This is a genomic window from Dyadobacter sp. CY312, assembly GCF_021390535.1.
Classification (GTDB): Bacteria; Bacteroidota; Bacteroidia; order Cytophagales; family Spirosomataceae; genus Dyadobacter.
This window is the reverse complement of record NZ_JAJUXG010000012.1, coordinates 38,264-57,825: the sequence shown is the minus strand read 5'-3', so window position 1 is coordinate 57,825 and position 19,562 is coordinate 38,264. Positions and strand designations below refer to the sequence as shown.

Genomic DNA, 19,562 nt, shown 5'->3' with positions numbered 1-19,562 from the left:
ATTATTTGTTTAGCTCAAAACTTGTACTTTCTTTGCAGAAGAAAATCGCAGTCAGCGAAATTTCGCAAATAAAACTAAGTCATGACACACGATCAAAACATAAATTTGCTTCTCCTGAGCATTCCGTGACAGCGGGAAAGGTATTGTTTTGAATCATCCAAAACCCTTTCTCTCATCGGGAAAGGGTTTTATATTGACCGAAAATTATTAAATTCGTAATTTTATAATAATCAAAAATACCCATCAATGAGTAATCGAGTTCAGATCTTCGACACCACTTTACGGGACGGCGAGCAAGTACCGGGCAGCCAATTAACTACGGAAGAAAAGATAATTGTTGCCACTCAACTCGAGAAACTAGGCGTTGATGTAATTGAAGCAGGATTTCCTGTATCCAGCCCCGGCGATTTTCGCTCGGTGGTAGAAATATCGAAAGCAGTTCGCGAACCAATTATTTGTGCGCTTTCTCGCGCCGTAATCGGTGATATTGACGCAGCAGCAGATGCATTAAAATATGCAAAACGTGGAAGAATCCACACCGGAATTGGCTCATCAGATATCCACATCCAGCACAAGTTCAATACTACTCGTGAGAAGATTATTGAAAGAGCTATTGCCGCTACCAAATATGCTAAGAGTAAAATAGAAGATGTTGAGTTTTACTGTGAGGATGCTGGTCGTGCTGACCTTGTTTTCCTGGCTCAGCTTGTAGAAGCAGTTATTGGTGCAGGAGCAACGGTAGTTAATATCCCGGATACAACAGGATATTGCCTTCCTGATGAGTATGGAAACAAAATCAAGTATATTTTTGAGAATGTAAAGAATGTACATAAAGCCATCATTTCCATTCACTGCCACAACGACTTAGGTCTTGCTACTGCAAACTCCATTGCTGGTATTAGCCAGGGAGCGCGCCAGGTTGAAGTTACCATCAACGGGATTGGAGAAAGAGCAGGAAATACCTCCCTTGAAGAAGTTGTGATGGCACTTACTGTGCATAAAGAACTTGGCCTGGAAACAGGTGTAAATACGCCGTTTATCTATCCTACAAGTCAACTTGTATCTAAAATGATGCGCATGCCGGTACAAGCTAATAAGGCAATTGTGGGAAGAAACGCCTTTGCTCACAGCTCAGGAATACATCAGGACGGTCACCTGAAAAATACACTGAATTATGAGATCATGAATCCTCAGGATGTGGGTGTGGACAAGTCGGATATCGTACTCACAGCGCGTAGCGGACGCCATGCACTGAAACACAGATTAGAGCTGCTTGGATTTAGCTTTGAAAAACCAATACTTGATGAACTGTATACACGGTTCCTTGAAGTTGCCGATATTAAGAAAGAAGTAAACGATGCAGATCTTGTGGATCTGGCCCGCACCGCGATTCCGGTTTAATTAGAATCCTATTAGAAATAGCTAATAGCCTGAAAATGAATTTGATGTTTTGAAGATTTTTTTGTAAGATTACACATTCAATAACATCCATCAGATTATAAAAAGCCCTCGGTGATTCTGACCAAGGGTTTTTTCTTGTTTAAAGGATTATTGTCCGGTTATTATGAATGAAGACACGGTCATTAAATACCAACTTCAAAGCCTTCGATAATACCGCCTTTTCGGTATCTTTTCCGATCGTTGACATATCCGTAGCCGTTTGACGGTGGTCAATTGATTTCACATCCTGCGCGATAATTGGTCCCTCGTCAAGATCATTGTTTACAAAATGCGCTGTGGCTCCAATAATTTTAACGCCTCGTTCGTACGCCTGCCGGTAAGGATTGGCACCAATAAATGCCGGTAAGAAAGAATGATGGATGTTAATAATCCTGTCAGGATAATGGTTTACAAATTCAGGCGTAATGATTCGCATATACTTTGCAAGAACCAGATATTCAGGCCGGTAAACATCCAGTGTTCTTAAAATTGACTCCTCGTGCTCTTCTCTTGTTTTGTTTTCATGAGAAATGTAATGGAAAGGAATTCCAAATTTGCTAACCAAGGGCTGTAAGGTATTATAGTTACTTACAACAGCCAGAATTGTAGCATCCAGCTCATCAAATGCATAACGGATCAAAAGTTCGCCAAGGCAATGGTGCTCCTTCGTTACAAAAAGGACAATGTCCTTCTTCTTTTTGGGGTTGACGCGAAGATTAATTCCCGAAGGCAATTCCTTGCGCAGTACTTCAAGGAGTTCGCTGGCATCCGTTTCTCCCTCAAATTCCGTCCGCATGAAGAAGTATTTGGAAGGACTCACGTATTCATCATTCCGGATAATATTCTGGTTATGCTCAAAAAGGATGCGTGTTACTTTATAAATCAGCCCTTTATGATCTGGGCCATCCATTAGCAGAATGTGGCGTTGGGTCATTATTTTATCTTAAAATATACTTATCCGCTAAATAACGGATTTTAACCAAAATACTGAACAATAAGGCTTTAATTTACAACATTTCATTTTAGAGCCGGCTTCTGTAACTATTTGGGTTCGGATCATGTTCAATTTTCATCAAACCGCATTATTTAAGTCATGGCAGAAGAATTAATCATTCCTAAAACAACTGATCGCACAGAGGTTTACAGTGCATTGCTTCCCCAAATTTCAGCGCTTATTGAGACAGAAAGTGACCTGACGGCCAATCTGGCAAATGTCAGTGCTGCACTTAAAGAGGCTTTCAGTTTTTTCTGGGTTGGGTTTTACATTGTAAAAGAAGGACAATTGGTACTTGGACCATTTCAGGGACCTATTGCCTGTACACGTATCCCATTTCATAAAGGAGTATGCGGAGCCAGCTATTCCAGAAAGGAAACCATCACTGTTCCTGATGTGGAAGCATTCCCGGGTCACATCGCATGTAGCTCTGCTTCCAAATCGGAAATTGTATTGCCCGTTTTTCATAGAAATGGAACAGTGGCTATGGTATTGGACGTCGACAGCGACGAACTGGATAATTTCAGCGAACTAGATGCCAAGTTCCTGAAAAGTATCATCAGTTTGATTGAGAGAAAGCTCTGATATAGATCTATTTTAAATACCTCTCGCGAAACAACTTCATCATATACACATTAATAGCCCATTGGTCGGCCACGGGTTGTTTGGTATATGGTAAAGTTGGCAAATAATTTGGCGGACCGAATTCTGTAAGGACCGTTAAGGTTTCGCCATTTTTAACCTTATGTTCAACCACCTGATCCCACCAGCTCAGATGGGCTTTCACAGCAGCTTCCCACTCAGGAGCACGCGGATCACTCACTTGCGGACCTTCCTCATGCCCTATGCGTGAATGAATGTGCCCTACCCTTGCGAGTGCAAGTTTTACCGTCGCCTCCTGATCCTGCAATAAACTTTCGTGAACGTTACACCAATGTGATATATCCAGTGTGAGTTTTAGTCCCGGATTCTTTTCAATGAAATTTCTGGTAACATGTGCAGCAAAAAGCATGCGTCCACGGTGTGTTTCATGGTAAATGGGAATACCTGACTTTGCAGAGGCTTCGGTTGTATAATCAATTAACGCTTTGTTCTGCTCATATGTAAAAAAATCTTTCCCGCTATGGCAATTGATGTAAACAGGCTTTATGCCAAATTGAGAAGTTGCGGCACTGATCTGATTTTTGAATGCATCCAGATGAACAGGATAATCCACCGAATGTGAGCCACACAGAAATCCTACCTGCAAATCGTATTTTTTCAGCGCAGCCAATAATTCAGCCTGGCGTTCTTTTGAACCTGGCCACCACATTTCTGTCCCATCGTAACCTTCTTTCTTTATTGCTGCACAAAATGCATCTGTGTTTCCTACGAAACCCCAATTGGTACCAAAAACCTTCAACGAAAGCTTATTTTCAAACCTAGCAGGTGCGTCAAATTTATTTGCAACAGCATCAAGACCAGTAATAACTCCGGCACCGGCAAGAGAAGTATTTATAAAATTCCGACGATTCATATTTGACTGTAATTTGGAAAAAGGCAATTCATTGCTTTTGTTATTTCTCTTTAACTGGCAGGATATCTTCCTTTGCAGTGGTGTCACCTGCTTTTAAAAACTGCGTAACCTCGGCTTCATTAAATCCATTGACTATAACCAGACCTGGATATTGTTTCCTGACCTGGCCTATTGCGCTATCCGTTACCACAGACTTCCAAACGTAAACGGATTTAAGTCCCTTCATAACCGCTATATCCTTCAATCCACTGTCTGTAACCTTCGTATCCACCAGATTGATGTATTCCAGATACGGCAGATTTTTTAGGTTTGTAATCCCTGCATCTGTAATTCCCGTATGTTCCAAATGCAGTTTATTCAGATTTTTAAGTTTGGCGATTTCCTTCATGGCGGCATTGGTAATTTTCGTCCCTCCAAGTTTGAGCCACGTAATTTGTTCTGCCAAAGGAATCAAAAGAGCCATTTGACTATCTCCAAATTGAGGTGCGTTCACGGCACTTACTTCAATCAGATTCTGATCATGAGATAAATTATTAACAATTAATCCTGCCTTTTTCAAAGCTTCGATTGCCTTCTCATCTGCAACTGGGACTTTCAGAGCTAATACGGGAGATATTTTGCTTTTAGACTCCGCTAAATCTGGCGTTGAATTCTTTCCTAGCGAAGCAAGAGCGGGTTTTACTGCATCTGAAATTTTCAATTCCGACACTTTTTTCTCTGCGGGAGCTCCCTGGTCTATCCACCACGATATTAACGTGATTTGCGCACTCGTAAGTTGAGGTTTCCCTTTTGGAGGCATACGGTCGTCGTCCTCTTCATCAAGCAAACATCTTTTCACCATATCACTCTCAGAACCTTTCCCTGCCACAAAGGCCGGTCCGCTTTCACCTCCTTTTTGCATCAATGACAATTCATCAAGCCTTAAATCGCCTTTTTGTTTATTTGCATTGTGACACTGGGTACAACGCATTTCCAAAATCGGTTGCACGATATCTCTATAAACCACAGCCTGTTCCACATTTTCAATTGGCTTTATTTCAGTTACTTTTTCCTGAATCGGAGACATTCCCGCTATACTCCGGAAAGGTTCAGGTGTATATTGTGTCAAAAAGCCCTCTCCATGTGTGAGCGATCCGCCATCGTGCCCGGCTGTCATGGTGAGAATTGTTGCCAAGCCAAAAGCAGGTAAATAGAAAGCAGGGCCAAAAGGAATTTTATCTCCAAAACGATCCGATTTGACCAACCAGGCAATCCAGGCGAAAGCTGCCACACCTATTCCCTGCCACTGGTGATCACTTAATAATTTTTCATCGTAACCTCCACCCAACGACAACAGATAGCCTGCTATACAAGCGAATGTAGCACTAACGGAGGACCAGAACAATATGAAGGAAATAGCTGACTCGCTAACACCGATTTTCCCCGCACGGCGGCCAATTTCTAAAAGCGCAGCAATGAATAAAAAACCAATTGGCAAATGCACCAATACGGGATGAAACCTACCAATGAAAATCGCAAAATTGGGAAACCAGCCAGAAGCCTGAAAAAGCAGTAAAAACATATTTCACAAATAAATCAATTAAGCCAAAACCTGTTTTACTACTTTGCCTTCAGTATCTGTTAATCTGAAATTTCTTCCCTGGAAAGGATAAGTGAATTTCTCATGATTGAAACCCATCAAATGCAATATGGTCGCCTGAAGGTCGTGCACATGCACGCGATCTTTTGTACCGTAATATCCTAGTTCGTCTGTTTCTCCATGTGAATATCCCCGTTTCACGCCACCACCTGCCATCCACATCGTAAATGCATCCAAATGGTGGTCACGTCCCATATAAGGCATCACAAGTCCGTTGCGGTTTTCCTGCATAGGTGTACGTCCGAACTCAGCGCCCCAAATTACAAGTGTTTCTTCCAGTAATCCACGCATTTTCAGATCCTGGATCAAAGCTGCAACAGGCTGATCCGATTCCCTGCATTTCTGTCTCAACCCACCTTCCACATTGTGGTCTTTGGATGTTCCGTGTCCGTCCCAGCCCCAGTCGAAAAGCTGCACAAAACGTACGTCATTTTCTACCAGCTTACGAGCCAAGAGGCAGTTCATTGCAAAAGTACCTTCACCTGGTTTTACCCCGTACATATCCAGAATAAACTGCGGTTCTTTGGAAACGTCCATTACTTCCGGAACAGACATCTGCATCCGAAACGCCATTTCGTATTGACTTATTCTTGTTAAAATCTCAGGATCCTGTACATCTTCGTAAGTCTGCCGGTTGATTTCATTAATGGCTTCGATTGTTTGTTTGCGCATATCACGGTTCATCCCGCTCGGATCGCTGACATACAACACCGGATCTCCACCCGTTCTGCATTGCACGCCCTGATAAACGGATGGCAAAAACCCGCTTCCATAAACACTCTTACCGGCATCTGGTTGCTGCCCGCCGGAAGCCAGCACGATAAATCCTGGCAAATTCTGATTTTCTGAACCTAACCCATACGTTGCCCAGGCACCCAAACTTGGTCGACCTAATCGAGCACTTCCTGTGTGCATCAGTAACTGAGCAGGCGCGTGGTTAAACTGATCCGTATGCATCGCCTTCATGAATGTGATTTCATCAGCAACGGTCTGCAAATAAGGAACATAATCCGACATCCATGCGCCGGATTGACCATATTGCTTAAAAGTGCTTTGCGGTCCCAACATTTTAGGTACGCCCTGAATAAATGCAAATTTCTTCCCTTCCAAAAACTCAGCAGGACAATCCTTGCCATGATACTTTAAAAGTTCTGGCTTGTAATCAAACAGTTCGAGCTGCGATGGAGCACCGGCCATGTGAATGTAAATCACACGTTTGGCTTTCGGAGCAAACTGAGGGATTTTAGCCATTAATGCCGCTTCCGACATGGGCGTATTGCCCGATGAAGTTCCACATGAACTTAATAATGACCCCAAACCCAAAGCTCCAAGCCCAAAGCCACAGGATTGCAGGAAATGCCGCCTGGTTTGACGCTGCAAATCTGCATGTTGGAGTTCCTTTAATAGCTTTTCCATAGTAATTATACTTTCATTAATTCCCAGGGCGACGCCCCAGGTTGAGGTATGCAGGCCTTTCAGGCCATCCTTCTAATTAAAAATGCTAATCAATGCCCCCTTACTCCTTCGTCACCACATTATCCAAATTCAGCATGACATTAGCCGAAATGGTCAGTGCAGCCAGCTCTGCCGATTTTTTACTACCATAAGCCAGAATACTATCAGCATCCATGGGTTTCTTCCTGTAAACATCCAAAGCTTCATTATATACCTTGATCAATACATTCAGATTCTTTTTCTCAATCGGTTGAAATGTCAACATACGGTAACCCTCCGTCAATTGCTGCTCCGGCGTTTTGCCACGCTTCTGCATATTGCTCGCCAGTTTCTCAGCTGCTTCCAGATAAACCGGGTCATTTAACGTAACCAGAGCTTGCAAAGGTGTGTTTGTCAAAATCCTTCTTGACTGGCAAAACTCCCGGCTTGGAGCATCAAAGGTGACCATGGAAGGATAAGGAGCTGTTCTTTTCCAATACGTGTAAACTCCTCTTCTATATCGGTCCTCACCTTCACTCAATGTCCATTTTTCACCGCTGTAAGGTGACTGCCAGATCTTATCGGGCTGTGCAGGCATTACACCCGGCCCATACATTTTTTTTGAAATAAGCCCTGCACATGCAAGAGCCTGATCTCTGACCTGTTCTGCGCTTAATCTTACTCTTGGTCCTCTGGAAATCCAGATGTTGTATGGATCTTTTTCGAGTTTGTCTTTGTCAGTTTTAGAACTCTGCCTGTACGTTGCCGACATCACAATCGTTTTCAGAAGTTTTTTGACACTCCATTGATCCTCTTCTATAAACTTAACCGCAAGCCAATTCAGCAATTCTTTGTGCGTCGGTTCACTTCCCTGCGATCCAAAATCTTCGACTGTTTCTACAATTCCTTTACCGAAGAGCTGCTCCCAAAAACGATTTACAATCACCCTTCCTGTCAAAGCATTTTCACGGTTTACAATCCATTTAGCAAGTCCGAGTCTGTCGTTTGTATAATCTTTCGGCATAGGAGCTAATAATTGCGGAACACCAGGTTTCACTTCTGCTCCCTTCACCATCCAATTTCCTCTTATGAAAACATTCGTTTTTCGTGCAAAATCATCTTTTCCTTCCCAAACCACCGGCATGCTTTCAGGCGAATGCGTGAGCAAAGTTGCATAATCCGCCACAATCTGTTCATATTCAGGCTTACCGGCACCCGGCAACTCCTTCTGAAATGACATCCAGGTAATTCTCACCCACTCTTCCGGTGCTTTCGGACTATCAAGAGAAAGATATACATCGTGCTTCCCGGAAGTTTTTACAATCGGGGCTATTAATACTGTATCACGGACCGGAATTTTGATCTGAGATAACACAGGTCCATCCAGCTTGTCCAGGTGTAAAGTCAACACTGCATTTTCAGCTCTTGTAGAAATATTCATGACTACATTTCCAACACCTGACAAATTCACCCCTGGAATTCTGGCATTTCCTTTGTCTTTAACACCATAGTACGATATCAGCAAAACCGTAGACTGATCACCTTTTATGAAATTATGAGCATTGATTTTCGGCTCCATTACTTTCATAAACTGCGTTACTTCCTCAATCTGTTTTGGGTTATTTTGCAGGGTCCAGGCTTTCACCCGTTCCACCCGAGCGGAATCTTCTCCTTTGTAAAACCTCAATTTAGGCCATTCGTCCCATACATCCTCGTCGCGGGTATTGTTGAAATAGGCCATGTACTTGAAATAATCTTCGTGCGGAATTGGATCATAAGGATGGCTGTGACATTGTATACAAGCGAAAGTGGTACCCTGCCAAACCTCCCAGGTTGTATTCACTCGATCAATTAATGCAGCATTACGAAACTCTTCGTCATCCGTACCGCCTTCGTTGTTGGTCATCGTATTACGGTGATAACCAGTCGCAATCATATTTTCTTCTTTCGGGAAATGATCTTTCCCTTTCGGTAATAAATCGCCGGCAAGCTGTTCAATCGTAAACTGGTCAAAAGGCTTATCATCGTTAAACGACTTTACAACATAATCGCGATAACGCCACATGCTCCGACCACCATCGCTCTCATATCCTTTTGTATCCGCATAACGCGCAAGATCCATCCACATCGACGTCCATTTCTCCCCATATGCCGGTGATTTCAACAAGCGGTCAACAACTTTTTCATAAGCATTTTCAGATTGATCATTCTGAAACGCTTCAACTTCTTTCTCGGTAGGTGGCAAACCAGTCAAATCCAGGCTTACTCTTCTTATCAAAGTCGCTTTATCAGCTTCGGGAGAAACCGAAAGATCATTTTCCTTTACTTTTTGAAGAACAAAGTGATCAATTTCATTTTTGGGCCAATTGCTTTCCTGCTGATTTAAGAGACCAAAAAGATTCCAGACATTTTTTGTAGAGGGAACATCCGGCTTTTCTATACGTTTATAAGACCAGTGCGTTTCCCATTCTGCTCCTTCGTTAATCCACTTTTTTAAGATATCAACCTCATCGTCATTCAGAGGTGTCCCATTTTTAGGCATTTTTTCATCCGGGTCATCCGTCAGTATCCTTCGGATCATCTCACTCGCATCAGCGTCTCCGCGAACCACCGGAATTTTACCGGATTTGCCTGGTTCAAGCATTTCATGTTCAAACAGAAAACTAACATCACCCGCCTTTTTCACACCGCCATGGCAACCCATACAATGTTTGTTCAGGATGGGCTTCACCTCGGCATTGTAGTCTACCTTGCTTCCGAACAACCCCGACCAGGTGAAGGAAAACAGCAGTAATGCCAGCGCAACCGAACCAATAAGAATCCTGTTCATCATTATTTAACCAAAAAGCGTTCGGTTAGAAACGCTTCCAATTTTAAATACGCTAATATAATTTTCTTTAAAAACTAAAAAGTAGCTTTCTTCCCTCTCCTACTTACAATGTCCCTCTTATGTTGGAATCAATTATTCCGACCATCAATTGTCTTCCTCATCTGTTATAAAAGTCAGACAATTAAGGGGTTCAGTTCCGAATTCAGCAGGCTACCGGCAGGCAATCCACACATCCATCTCTGACGATCTGCTTCCTGATGCTCGTTTCCAGGTTCTGTTATCTTCGCTCCATCCGCGACAAATATGATCGTCATCACCTCCCTCATGGTGTCATTTGACTTGTTGCCGGGTGCCGAATGCAATGTCCAGCCGTAGTGCCATGTAGCGTCGCCTGCATTCATTGTTTTGGCACGTGATACAGGGAATCCCTTTTCCTTAATAAATTTTTCCAGCGTAGCTTCTGATTCATCCGAGATCGCCATGTTTTCTACAAACCCACTCTTGTGCGACCCTGAGGCGAAAGTTAGCATGCCCATTTCTTCTGTTATGTCAATGAGCGGCATCCACATCGTGACCGTGTTATTCGTGTCCAATGGCCAGTAATACTGATCCTGATGCCATGGGGTAAAACCTCCTCCCGGCTCTTTATACAGTGCCTGGTCGTGGTATAGCCTTACGTTCTCAACTCCCAGTAAATCAGCAGCTATTTTCCCAAAACGTTTGGCTAGTGTATAATTACGAACACTTTCATCGACTTCCCACAAATTCATAATTTGTAAAAAGGCCTTTCCGTAAGTATCCCGATCTTCAAGTTTTCGTTTTTCAGTATTGAATGTCGATGTGGCTTTATTGATTACCTCCCGATAGTAGGCAACTTCATTTCTATCTAAAACTTCCGGAATCAGGATGTGTCCGTTTTCCTGAAAAACTGCTCTTTGTTCTGCTGAAATAACTTTAAAACCTGTAAGATCGGGAGAAGTGATGGTGCTCATTTTGTTCTATTTTAACCTCAAATATTAGTATTCAAATTTCGAAGCTTTCTGTCAGATCGTTCAGGCGGATAATGGATATTTTATGGTTTTTTTTATCATTTAATTATATATTTATTCCCCTGACGAATAATAATGACAATGATTAAGGCACAATTCGAAAATATCAACACTGCCCCCGGGACTTCGTTTCTCGTAAAATTCTTTCATCTGGAAAGATTTACTGTTCCATATCACTTTCATCCTGAATACGAATTGACGTTGATTTTAAAAGGTAATGGCAAAAGATATGTAGGGAAAAACATGGAAGATTATTCCGATGGAGACCTAGTGTTTCTAGGGTCAGACCTGCCACATTGCTGGAAATCTGACGATAAAATATTAGACGGAGATTATGTTCAGTCCATTGTGATCCAATTCGAAAGAAATTTCCTGGGAACAGATTTTTTCAACCGGCCAGAACTTACCCATATACAAGACCTTATGAAAAGGAGTACCTTGGGTGTCCGGTTTGAACAATCAGTTTCCAGCGAGATAAAACTTAAAATGCAGAGGCTTGCAGCAGAAGAAAATTCCTTCCGGAAATTATCTCAGTTACTTGATATACTGAACGATCTGGCTAGTTCTGATCAGTACACCCTGCTCAATAGTGATGGAGTTTTTGCTTTTCAGCAAAACGTCAACAAGGAGCGCATGAACACAGCGTTGGGCTACATCGTAGATAATTTCAGAAACGATATTCTGCTCAACGACGTGGCTGCGGCTGTAAATATGTCGCCAAATGCTTTTTGTAAGTATTTTAAAAGAACTACCAATAAAACACTCATGGAAACAGTAACTGATTACCGCATCAGTTATGCAACCCAGCAATTGCTGAATACGGATAAAGCTGTTTCAGAAATTTCTTTTGAAAGTGGATTCGGAGATGTATCCCATTTCCATAAAATTTTCAAAAGAACCATGAAAACCAGTCCTTTGGATTATCGGAAAAATTTCCAGAAAGGTTTATAGGCAAGAATCAACAAAATGCATCTTCAATATGCCGGATGTTAAGATCCCCATTTGGTAAAATAAGAATGGAAACGATGTCAAACCGGATATCAAAATGCCAGTCTTTATCGAAAATATAGTGTTCGGCTGCTTTCATGATCAACCGGGATTTGGTGTAATTCACGAATTCTTCAGGCATACCAAAACCGGTTCCACTTCGGGTTTTCACCTCTATAAAAATCAGCATTTTCTTGTATTTGGCAATGAGATCAATCTCCATATGTTTATAACGGTAATTTTTCTCAATAATCTCAAATCCCTTTTCGGTCAAAAAAGCAGAGGCTTTCGTTTCTCCCCAGCTGCCGGTGTCGTTGTGTGTAGCCATTTGAACACTTTTTGGATAAAAATGTGTTATTTCCTTATTCCAGGAAATAATCCTTGTTTAGACCATATTTTTTCAAAAGGTTACCGGAAATTGCTTGAAGTTTAGAAAAGCAACATTTTCCTTTATGAAGCTCGCAAATCGATGAATACCCTTATTAATAAAAAGGTAAACTTTCGCAATCTCGGTCTGATCGACTATCAGGAAGCATGGGATTATCAGGAAAAGATTTTTGCCGAAACAATCGCAGTAAAAACACAGAATCGGAATTTGACTGTGGAAGATCAGCTTGCCACGCCCAACCACTTGTTTTTCTGCCAGCATCCTCATGTATATACGCTGGGTAAAAGCGGGAAACCGGACCATTTGCTTTTGCAAGAAGAGGAGTTAGCCGCAAAAAATGCCAAATATTATAAGATAAACCGCGGCGGCGATATTACTTACCACGGTCCCGGACAGCTCGTAGGCTACCCCATTCTCGACCTGGATAATTTTTTTACGGATATCCACAAGTACATGCGGTTGCTCGAAGAGGCTATTATACTCACAATCGGCGAATATGGACTCGACGGCGGTCGCATCCCAGGCCTCACTGGAGTGTGGCTGGATCATGAAAAACAGGTTAATCCAAGAAAAATATGCGCAATGGGTGTAAAATCCAGCCGCTGGGTGACCATGCATGGCTTTGCACTCAATGTAAATACGGATCTTTCTTTCTTCGGAAACATTGTTCCCTGCGGTATTCAGGATAAGGCAGTCACTTCCATTTCCGCAGAGATTGGAGAACAAGTGGATATGGATGAAGTTGCCAATAAATTAAAAAATCATTTAGCCCGTTTGTTTGAAATGGAAGTGTTTGAAGCTTCTGTTAAAGGAGTTGTATAAGTACTAATAAACATTTAGAGCTATAATTTTAACTTGTATCTTACTGATTTAAAAGCTAGTAGCTAAACTCTAATTGCTATTAGCTACTTAATTAGGAATAATAATGAAAAAAGACATCCCATTTCACCCTGTTCAGGGTATACAGGTAGCTATTGTAAGAAACATAAATGAAGCAAACGTTGCTGAATGGAGCGTAGTGGTTATCAATAGAAATCCGCTGCCAATCAATACCGTTATGGTTACATCAAAGGGATATAGTAACACAGAATCGGGATTGAGTACCGGGCAAAAAACATCTACGCTCAGACATTTTTTCCCTGAAATCCAGCTAGAACAGAAGCAGGTGGTGGAAACCATTATGCCTGACGTTTTTCACCTTACGAATGAATTTTGGATTAGCTACTTCCTTGAAAATCAGATTTACGATAAAAAGTTTATCTTCGTACCAGACAGCATTGTTGAAGATAACATCGTGGAAATAACACCTTTCGGAATAGAAGGAGTTTTGCACGAATAGCAAAATCGTCAAATTACACACCACTATATGACAGATGATTTCCGTAAACGCGCCAAAAATTTTCTGCTTCTTGATATTGAAACAGTAGCTTCACACGCAACTTACAGCGGGCTTACTGAACGGATGCAGAAGCTTTGGGACAAAAAATCCCTTTCTCTGAACAAAGGCGATGAAACTATTTCGAGCTCAGACTGTTTCTATGACAAGGGCGCTATTTATTCCGAGTTTGGAAAGGTGGTCTGCATCGCTTTCGGTGCGTTTTATTGGAATGAAAAAGATGAAATAGCTTTCAAGGTTCGCAGCTTCTCCGGCGATGACGAAGTAAAGTTATTATTAGAATTCAAGTCTCTCATAGAAAAATATCCCGCCGAACAGCTTACACTTTGTGCACACAACGGAAGAGAATTCGACTTCCCGTTTTTATGCCGACGTATGCTGATACATGGGATTCCAATACCAAAAGCACTTCAGATTTCAGGAAAAAAGCCATGGGAAGTCCTTCACCAGGATACGATGGAGCTCTGGAAATTTGGTGACTATAAAAGTTACACCTCTCTTGATCTGCTTGCTGCTGTATTTGATATACCGGGCAGTAAGAACGAAATGAGCGGAGACCAGGTAACCAGGGTTTATTATGAAGAGAAAGACCTTGCCAAAATTTGCCGATATTGCAGAGAAGACGTTGTGGTGCTGGCACAGATCTATTTACGACTGCACGGGTGGGAAATGGTAAGCCCTGAAAATATTACCAGAGTAGAGTAAGAGAAATATTTGGCTATGAGCGATTTAATCGCTCATTATCATAAACTCTCTCATTCACTCATTCAAAATTAATTTACATGAAAGATAAAAGAACAAGAAAAGATTCAGTTGAAAAGAAGGAAATCAGATCTCCGCATACAATTGTGTCTTATATAGATAACCTTAAAGCAGATATTGCTGCTTTTTTCGACCTCAACAGCGAACATTCATTCCGCCCTTTCGATGTGCACGATCATTTTGGTGTGCAGGATAAAAAAGTGAGAACATTGTTCAACGACATTCTCCATGAATTGGAAGAAGCCGGCAGAATAACTTTTCACAACAATGGAACGTACACCGCCGCTCCTCTTAAAAAGGAAAGTCATGGTCTCACCGGGCGTGTTGACCGGGTGAATAAATCGTTTGCCTTCGTCATCATTGAAGGGCGCGAAGATGATATTTATGTAGAAGCAGAACTGCTCAATGGAGCATGGGATGGTGATGTTGTTAAAATACAGCCTCTAACCAAAAATAGCCGTGGCGGTAAATCCGTTCGTGGTGACTCCGGGAAAAGCAGAACTGAAGGCCGCGTGGCGGAAATTATTGAAAGATCCGGGAAAGAGATTGTCGGCATTATTGAATTGAACAGGGGTTTTGCTGTTGTACAGCCAGACAACAAAAAACTTTTCGACCCGATTTATCTAGAACCCGAAGAATTAAAAGGCGCTGAAAACGGAGATAAAGTCATTGTCAAAGTTACAGAATGGCCTACCAGAAGAAGCCAGGCAGAAGGTGAAATTGTTACGGTTCTTGGAAAAGCAGGAAACAACGATGTAGAAATGCACGCCATCCTTGCCGAATTCGGACTTCCGTATCACTTCCCTGAAAACGTTGAAGCTGAGGCTCAAAAGATTCCTGACAAGATTGCTAAAAAGGACATTGCCAAGCGAAAGGATATCAGAGATGTACTCACTTTCACGATTGACCCGGTTGATGCAAAAGATTTTGATGATGCCCTTTCGCTGCGTAATTTGGACGAAGGAAATGTAGAGATCGGTGTCCATATTGCAGACGTTTCTCATTACGTATTGCCAGGAACCGAACTTGATAAGGAAGCCTACCGCAGAGCAACTTCTGTGTATCTGGTAGACAGAACGGTTCCGATGCTACCGGAAAAACTATCCAATAACCTTTGTTCACTTCGCCCGAACGAAGACAGACTCGCCTTTTCTGCCATATTTGAAATAAGTCCAAAAGGAAAAATATTGAAGGAATGGTTTGGCAGAACAATAATTCACTCTGACCGCAGATTTTCATACGAGGAAGCACAGCAGGTGCTTGATACCGGTGAAGGGGATTTTGCAGCAGAATTGAAAACAATGAATGCCATAGCCAAGATATTCAGAAAAGAGCGTTTCAAAAATGGAGCCATCAATTTTGATACACCGGAAGTAAGATTCCGCTTGGACGAAAACGGAAAACCGTTGGGTATTTATCAAAAAGAGCGACATGATTCCAACAAACTGATTGAAGAGTTCATGCTTCTTGCCAACAAACGGGTGGCCGAATTTGTGTACGGACTTTCGAAGGAAGAAGTCAAAAATACCATGGTTTACCGGATTCACGAAGCTCCTGACCCGGATCGACTTAAAACGTTTGCAACATTTGTAGCCAAACTGGGTCACAAGCTGGAAGTGGAAGAGGAGAATAAAATCGCCAAATCCATGAACAAAATGTTGATGGAAGTGGAAGGGAAACCGGAGCAAAACCTGATTGAATCACTTGCAGTGCGTACCATGGCCAAAGCGCGATACAGCGTTGAAGACCTCGGACACTTCGGTTTGGCGTTCAAAAGGTATTCACATTTCACCTCTCCTATCCGACGTTACCCTGATGTAATGGCGCATCGCCTTTTACAGCATTATCTGGATGGAGGCGGTTCGGTTAACAAGGAAAGTTATGAAGAAGGTTCAAAACATTCTTCCGAGCGTGAACGCCTGGCAGCAGAAGCAGAAAGAGCTTCCATAAAATACAAACAGGTGGAATACATGAGTATGATGGAACCTGATAAGGAATTTGACGGCATCATTACCGGCGTTACCGAATTCGGAATTTTTGTGGAGATCACAGAAACTGCATCAGAAGGCCTCATTCGCATGACCGACCTTGGGGACGATTACTACGAACTCGAAAAGGAAAACTACCGCATCGTTGGTCAGCGTACCAAGAAAATATACACTTTTGGAGATCAGGTGAAAGTAAAGGTAAAAGATACCAACCTTGCGCGCAGAAGCATGGATTTGTACCTCGCAGGAACTGTACCTTCCGCTTCCCGTTCATCCAGGAACGACAGACCGCCACGCCAGCGGACCAAAGCACCAAGAGAGGCTGTGAGCGCTCCCAAAAACAGAAAGAGCACCAATGCTGCGCCGAGAGGAAAAAGAAAGAGGCGGTAATAAAATTGCATGAAAACAACAGGTCGAAAATGTCACCCAATTTTTGTCGCGGATACGCATAATAATCTAAATTCGCAGAATTAGCGTATCCGTGGCATTTCAATCACTATCAATCTATTTAGCAGTTTATGTGTACTTTGAATAAAGTTCTCCTGATTCTTTTTTTCATTTCTCATTCCGTTTTCGCTCAAAAGAAGTCTGAAAAAGAGGACTGGCAATCGCTGTTTAATGGAAAAGATCTTACCGGATGGGATATAAAAATCGCAGGTCACAAAGTAAATGATAACTATAAAAACACATTTATAGTGGAGGATGACATGATCCGGGTAAACTATAAGGAGTATGAGAAGTTTACCACGGAATATGGCCACATGTACTTTAATCAGCCATTTTCTCACTATAAAATCAAATTACAATATCGTTTCACTGGCAATCAGGTGCCAGGCGGCGCTTCCTGGAATGTTAGGAATAGTGGCATAATGCTCCACTCCCAGTCGGCAGCGAGTTTGGGGCTGGATCAGGATTTTCCAATATCACTCGAAATGCAATATCTCGGTGGATTAAACGCAGGCGAAAGAACAACTGGTAACCTTTGCACTCCGGGAACGATCGTTGATATAAAAGGGAAAACAACCGAAGAGCATTGCATCAATTCAACATCTAAAACCTATAACGGAGATCAATGGGTATCTGCCGAAGCGATCGTTTTAGGAGATTCCATCGTGTATCATTTAATTGAAGGTGACACCGTTTTAGTATTTACCAATCCTAAAATCGGAGGGGGATATGTAGGTAAAAGTCATACTTTTAAAGATGGTAAGGTTGGAGGTGAAGACGAATGGATGAAAAAGCAAAACACAGCACTGGGCAGCGGATACATTGCCCTACAGGCAGAAAGCCATCCGATCGATTTCAAAAATATTCTGTTACTCAATTTAAAGGGCTGTATGGATCCAAAGGCGGTGAATTACAAATCCTATTATGTGGCAACAGATCCAACTTCCTGCAAATACAAGAAATAGACGGCAATATTTAACTCCCGTATTCTTTTTATATTTTTGTGTCAAAACGGGCGTTCTTCCTTCATGAAAAAACCAATTTTGCGATTTTTGGCACTTGTGGCCATTTTAGCTGGTATCAACTGGCTGGCTTCAATCCTTTTTTTCAGAATTGACCTTACTGACGATAAACGTTATACGATTTCTGACGCTACCAAACAGCTTCTTGAAAATCTTGATAAAAACGTTCAGGTAAACGTTTACCTCGCAGGCGATTTCCCTCCCGGATTTAAAAGACTTGAAAACGCTACGCGCGAAATGCTAGATGAGTTCAGAACTTATTCCGACGGAAAGCTCAATTTTCAGTTTTCGGATCCTTCCAGTGCCACTAACGAGGAAGCAAGAAAAAAACAATATCAAAGCCTGGTAGACCAGGGACTGACGCCGACAAATTTGCATGCAACTGATCCTGACGGAAAACGTACAGAGAAAATTATTTTTCCCGGAGCAATTATCAGGGCCGATTCCCTGGCCATTCCGGTGCAGCTCCTGAAAGGAAACAAAAGCAGCTCACCAGACGAACAGCTTAACCAATCAGTTGAAGGACTTGAATTTGAACTTTCATCGGCTATTCGTTTATTGGCTAATCCGGAAAGAAAAAAGGTTGGGTTGGTTGTAAGCCACACAAAAATAGCACCTTCACGCCTGAGTGATCTTATCGCTTCCATCCAGCAGAATTACGACGTCTTTCTGGACATGAATAACCCATCTTCCTATGACGGGTTAGACGCTCTGCTCATTCTGAAACCAGACTCAGCATTTTCGGAAGACGAGAAATACAAAATTGACCAATACGTAGTCGGAGGCGGAAACGCCATGTTCTTCGTGGATGGGGCGAAAGTTGATAGCGTAAATCTGGAAGGAACCTATGCACAACCATTGGACCTTAATTTAAGTGACCTCTTTTTCCGTTGGGGAACACGGTTGAATACCAACCTGGTCAAAGATATAACTTGTGCACAGATCCTTTTGAACGTGGGAACTATGGGTGATAAGCCTGAAATTAAACCTATGCCCTGGCGCTTCTTCCCGATATTAAACAACATAGGGAATCATCCTGTGACGCGCAATATCAATGGTATATACACCCGCTTTTTAAGTTCACTGGATACTGTTGGTGGGACAAATGGAATACAGAAAACCGCTTTGCTCATGACTTCTCCATACACGCAGGTCGTGAATACACCTGCTATTGTAGGTTATAATGAAGCGCGCAAACAGCCTGACCCATCTGAATACAACAACGGCGTGAAAATTGCGGGCCTATTATTGGAAGGTTCTTTCACTTCTCTATTCCAAAACAGGATATTACCCGGCGATCAGAGAAGTGCCAATTTCAAAGCCCAGGGTACTCCAGGCAAAGTCATTATTTTCTCTGATGGCGATATTATTGTAAATGATGTTGACTACAAAAGAAGTGCTCCGCTTCCACTTGGATACGACCGTGTTACAGGCCTCACTTACGGAAATAAAGACCTTATTATGCACGCACTGGATTATCTTACTGATGCGAATGGATTGATTTCAACTAGGAATAAGCAGGTAAGCATCCGACAACTTGATAAGATACAGATCCAGGAAAACAAAAAATTCTGGCAGGGTCTTAATCTGCTGCTTCCACTTGTTCTGATTGGCTTGTTTGGAGGTGTGAGACACTATTTAAGATTAAGAAAATTCGCCTGAGCACCATG

16 protein-coding genes are annotated in these 19,562 nt (G+C 42.2%); 9 read left to right on the top strand and 7 right to left on the bottom strand.

Annotation, left to right across the window (positions count from 1 at the left end):
• Window positions 1–246: 246 nt before the first annotated feature.
• Complete coding sequence (locus LZG71_RS16995; protein WP_233822276.1) at window positions 247–1,401, top strand: 2-isopropylmalate synthase; 1,155 nt, start codon at window positions 247–249, stop codon at window positions 1,399–1,401.
• A 139-nt stretch (window positions 1,402–1,540) separates the two neighbouring features.
• Here LZG71_RS16995 and purU read toward each other — a convergent pair whose 3' ends face one another.
• Complete coding sequence (purU, locus tag LZG71_RS16990; RefSeq protein WP_255713107.1) at window positions 1,541–2,374, bottom strand: formyltetrahydrofolate deformylase; 834 nt, start codon at window positions 2,372–2,374, stop codon at window positions 1,541–1,543.
• A gap of 159 nt (window positions 2,375–2,533) precedes the next feature.
• Here purU and LZG71_RS16985 point away from each other — a divergent pair, with 159 nt between their 5' ends.
• Window positions 2,534–3,019 carry a GAF domain-containing protein gene (locus tag LZG71_RS16985; RefSeq protein WP_233822274.1) on the top strand — a complete coding sequence of 162 codons (486 nt, stop codon included), beginning with the start codon at window positions 2,534–2,536 and terminating at the stop codon, window positions 3,017–3,019.
• A 7-nt stretch (window positions 3,020–3,026) separates the two neighbouring features.
• Here the strand turns inward: LZG71_RS16985 and LZG71_RS16980 are convergent, their stop codons facing one another.
• The 5 genes from LZG71_RS16980 to LZG71_RS16960 all read right to left on the bottom strand — a co-directional run bounded on the left by LZG71_RS16980 (window position 3,027) and on the right by LZG71_RS16960 (window position 10,845).
• Complete coding sequence (locus tag LZG71_RS16980; protein WP_233822272.1) at window positions 3,027–3,950, bottom strand: sugar phosphate isomerase/epimerase; 924 nt, start codon at window positions 3,948–3,950, stop codon at window positions 3,027–3,029.
• A 40-nt stretch (window positions 3,951–3,990) separates the two neighbouring features.
• Entirely contained in the window at window positions 3,991–5,511 is a 1,521-nt protein-coding gene (locus LZG71_RS16975) for a c-type cytochrome domain-containing protein (protein WP_233822271.1), read from the bottom strand.
• A gap of 18 nt (window positions 5,512–5,529) precedes the next feature.
• On the bottom strand, window positions 5,530–7,005 hold the full coding sequence (locus LZG71_RS16970; RefSeq protein ID WP_233822269.1) for a DUF1501 domain-containing protein: 1,476 nt from the start codon (window positions 7,003–7,005) through the stop codon (window positions 5,530–5,532).
• Window positions 7,006–7,105: 100 nt separating this feature from the next.
• Window positions 7,106–9,856, bottom strand: coding sequence for a DUF1553 domain-containing protein (locus tag LZG71_RS16965; RefSeq protein WP_233822267.1), 2,751 nt, complete (start codon window positions 9,854–9,856; stop codon window positions 7,106–7,108).
• 170 nt (window positions 9,857–10,026) lie between these two features.
• On the bottom strand, window positions 10,027–10,845 hold the full coding sequence (locus LZG71_RS16960) for a phytanoyl-CoA dioxygenase family protein (RefSeq protein WP_233822265.1): 819 nt from the start codon (window positions 10,843–10,845) through the stop codon (window positions 10,027–10,029).
• A 138-nt stretch (window positions 10,846–10,983) separates the two neighbouring features.
• Here LZG71_RS16960 and LZG71_RS16955 point away from each other — a divergent pair, with 138 nt between their 5' ends.
• Entirely contained in the window at window positions 10,984–11,853 is an 870-nt protein-coding gene (locus tag LZG71_RS16955) for an AraC family transcriptional regulator (RefSeq protein ID WP_233822263.1), read from the top strand.
• A gap of 7 nt (window positions 11,854–11,860) precedes the next feature.
• On the opposite strand, the gene LZG71_RS16950 is transcribed toward LZG71_RS16955, so the two are convergent.
• Window positions 11,861–12,217 (bottom strand): YraN family protein, encoded by a 357-nt coding sequence (locus LZG71_RS16950; RefSeq protein WP_233822261.1) that lies wholly within the window; start codon window positions 12,215–12,217, stop codon window positions 11,861–11,863.
• A gap of 141 nt (window positions 12,218–12,358) precedes the next feature.
• Here LZG71_RS16950 and lipB point away from each other — a divergent pair, with 141 nt between their 5' ends.
• The 6 genes from lipB to gldG all read left to right on the top strand — a co-directional run bounded on the left by lipB (window position 12,359) and on the right by gldG (window position 19,554).
• The gene (lipB, locus tag LZG71_RS16945; RefSeq protein ID WP_233822259.1) at window positions 12,359–13,099 is read left to right on the top strand and encodes a lipoyl(octanoyl) transferase LipB; all 741 of its coding nucleotides are present in this window, start codon (window positions 12,359–12,361) and stop codon (window positions 13,097–13,099) included.
• Between the two features lie 103 nt (window positions 13,100–13,202).
• The gene (locus LZG71_RS16940) at window positions 13,203–13,616 is read left to right on the top strand and encodes a hypothetical protein (protein ID WP_233822257.1); all 414 of its coding nucleotides are present in this window, start codon (window positions 13,203–13,205) and stop codon (window positions 13,614–13,616) included.
• 27 nt (window positions 13,617–13,643) lie between these two features.
• Window positions 13,644–14,378: a 3'-5' exonuclease gene (locus tag LZG71_RS16935; RefSeq protein WP_233822256.1), complete on the top strand. Its 735-nt coding sequence runs from the start codon at window positions 13,644–13,646 to the stop codon at window positions 14,376–14,378.
• Between the two features lie 77 nt (window positions 14,379–14,455).
• Window positions 14,456–16,813: a ribonuclease R gene (rnr, locus tag LZG71_RS16930; protein WP_233822254.1), complete on the top strand. Its 2,358-nt coding sequence runs from the start codon at window positions 14,456–14,458 to the stop codon at window positions 16,811–16,813.
• Window positions 16,814–16,941: 128 nt separating this feature from the next.
• Complete coding sequence (locus LZG71_RS16925) at window positions 16,942–17,835, top strand: DUF1080 domain-containing protein (protein ID WP_233822252.1); 894 nt, start codon at window positions 16,942–16,944, stop codon at window positions 17,833–17,835.
• Window positions 17,836–17,898: 63 nt separating this feature from the next.
• Window positions 17,899–19,554 (top strand): gliding motility-associated ABC transporter substrate-binding protein GldG, encoded by a 1,656-nt coding sequence (gene gldG, locus LZG71_RS16920; protein WP_233822250.1) that lies wholly within the window; start codon window positions 17,899–17,901, stop codon window positions 19,552–19,554.
• Window positions 19,555–19,562: the final 8 nt, after the last annotated feature.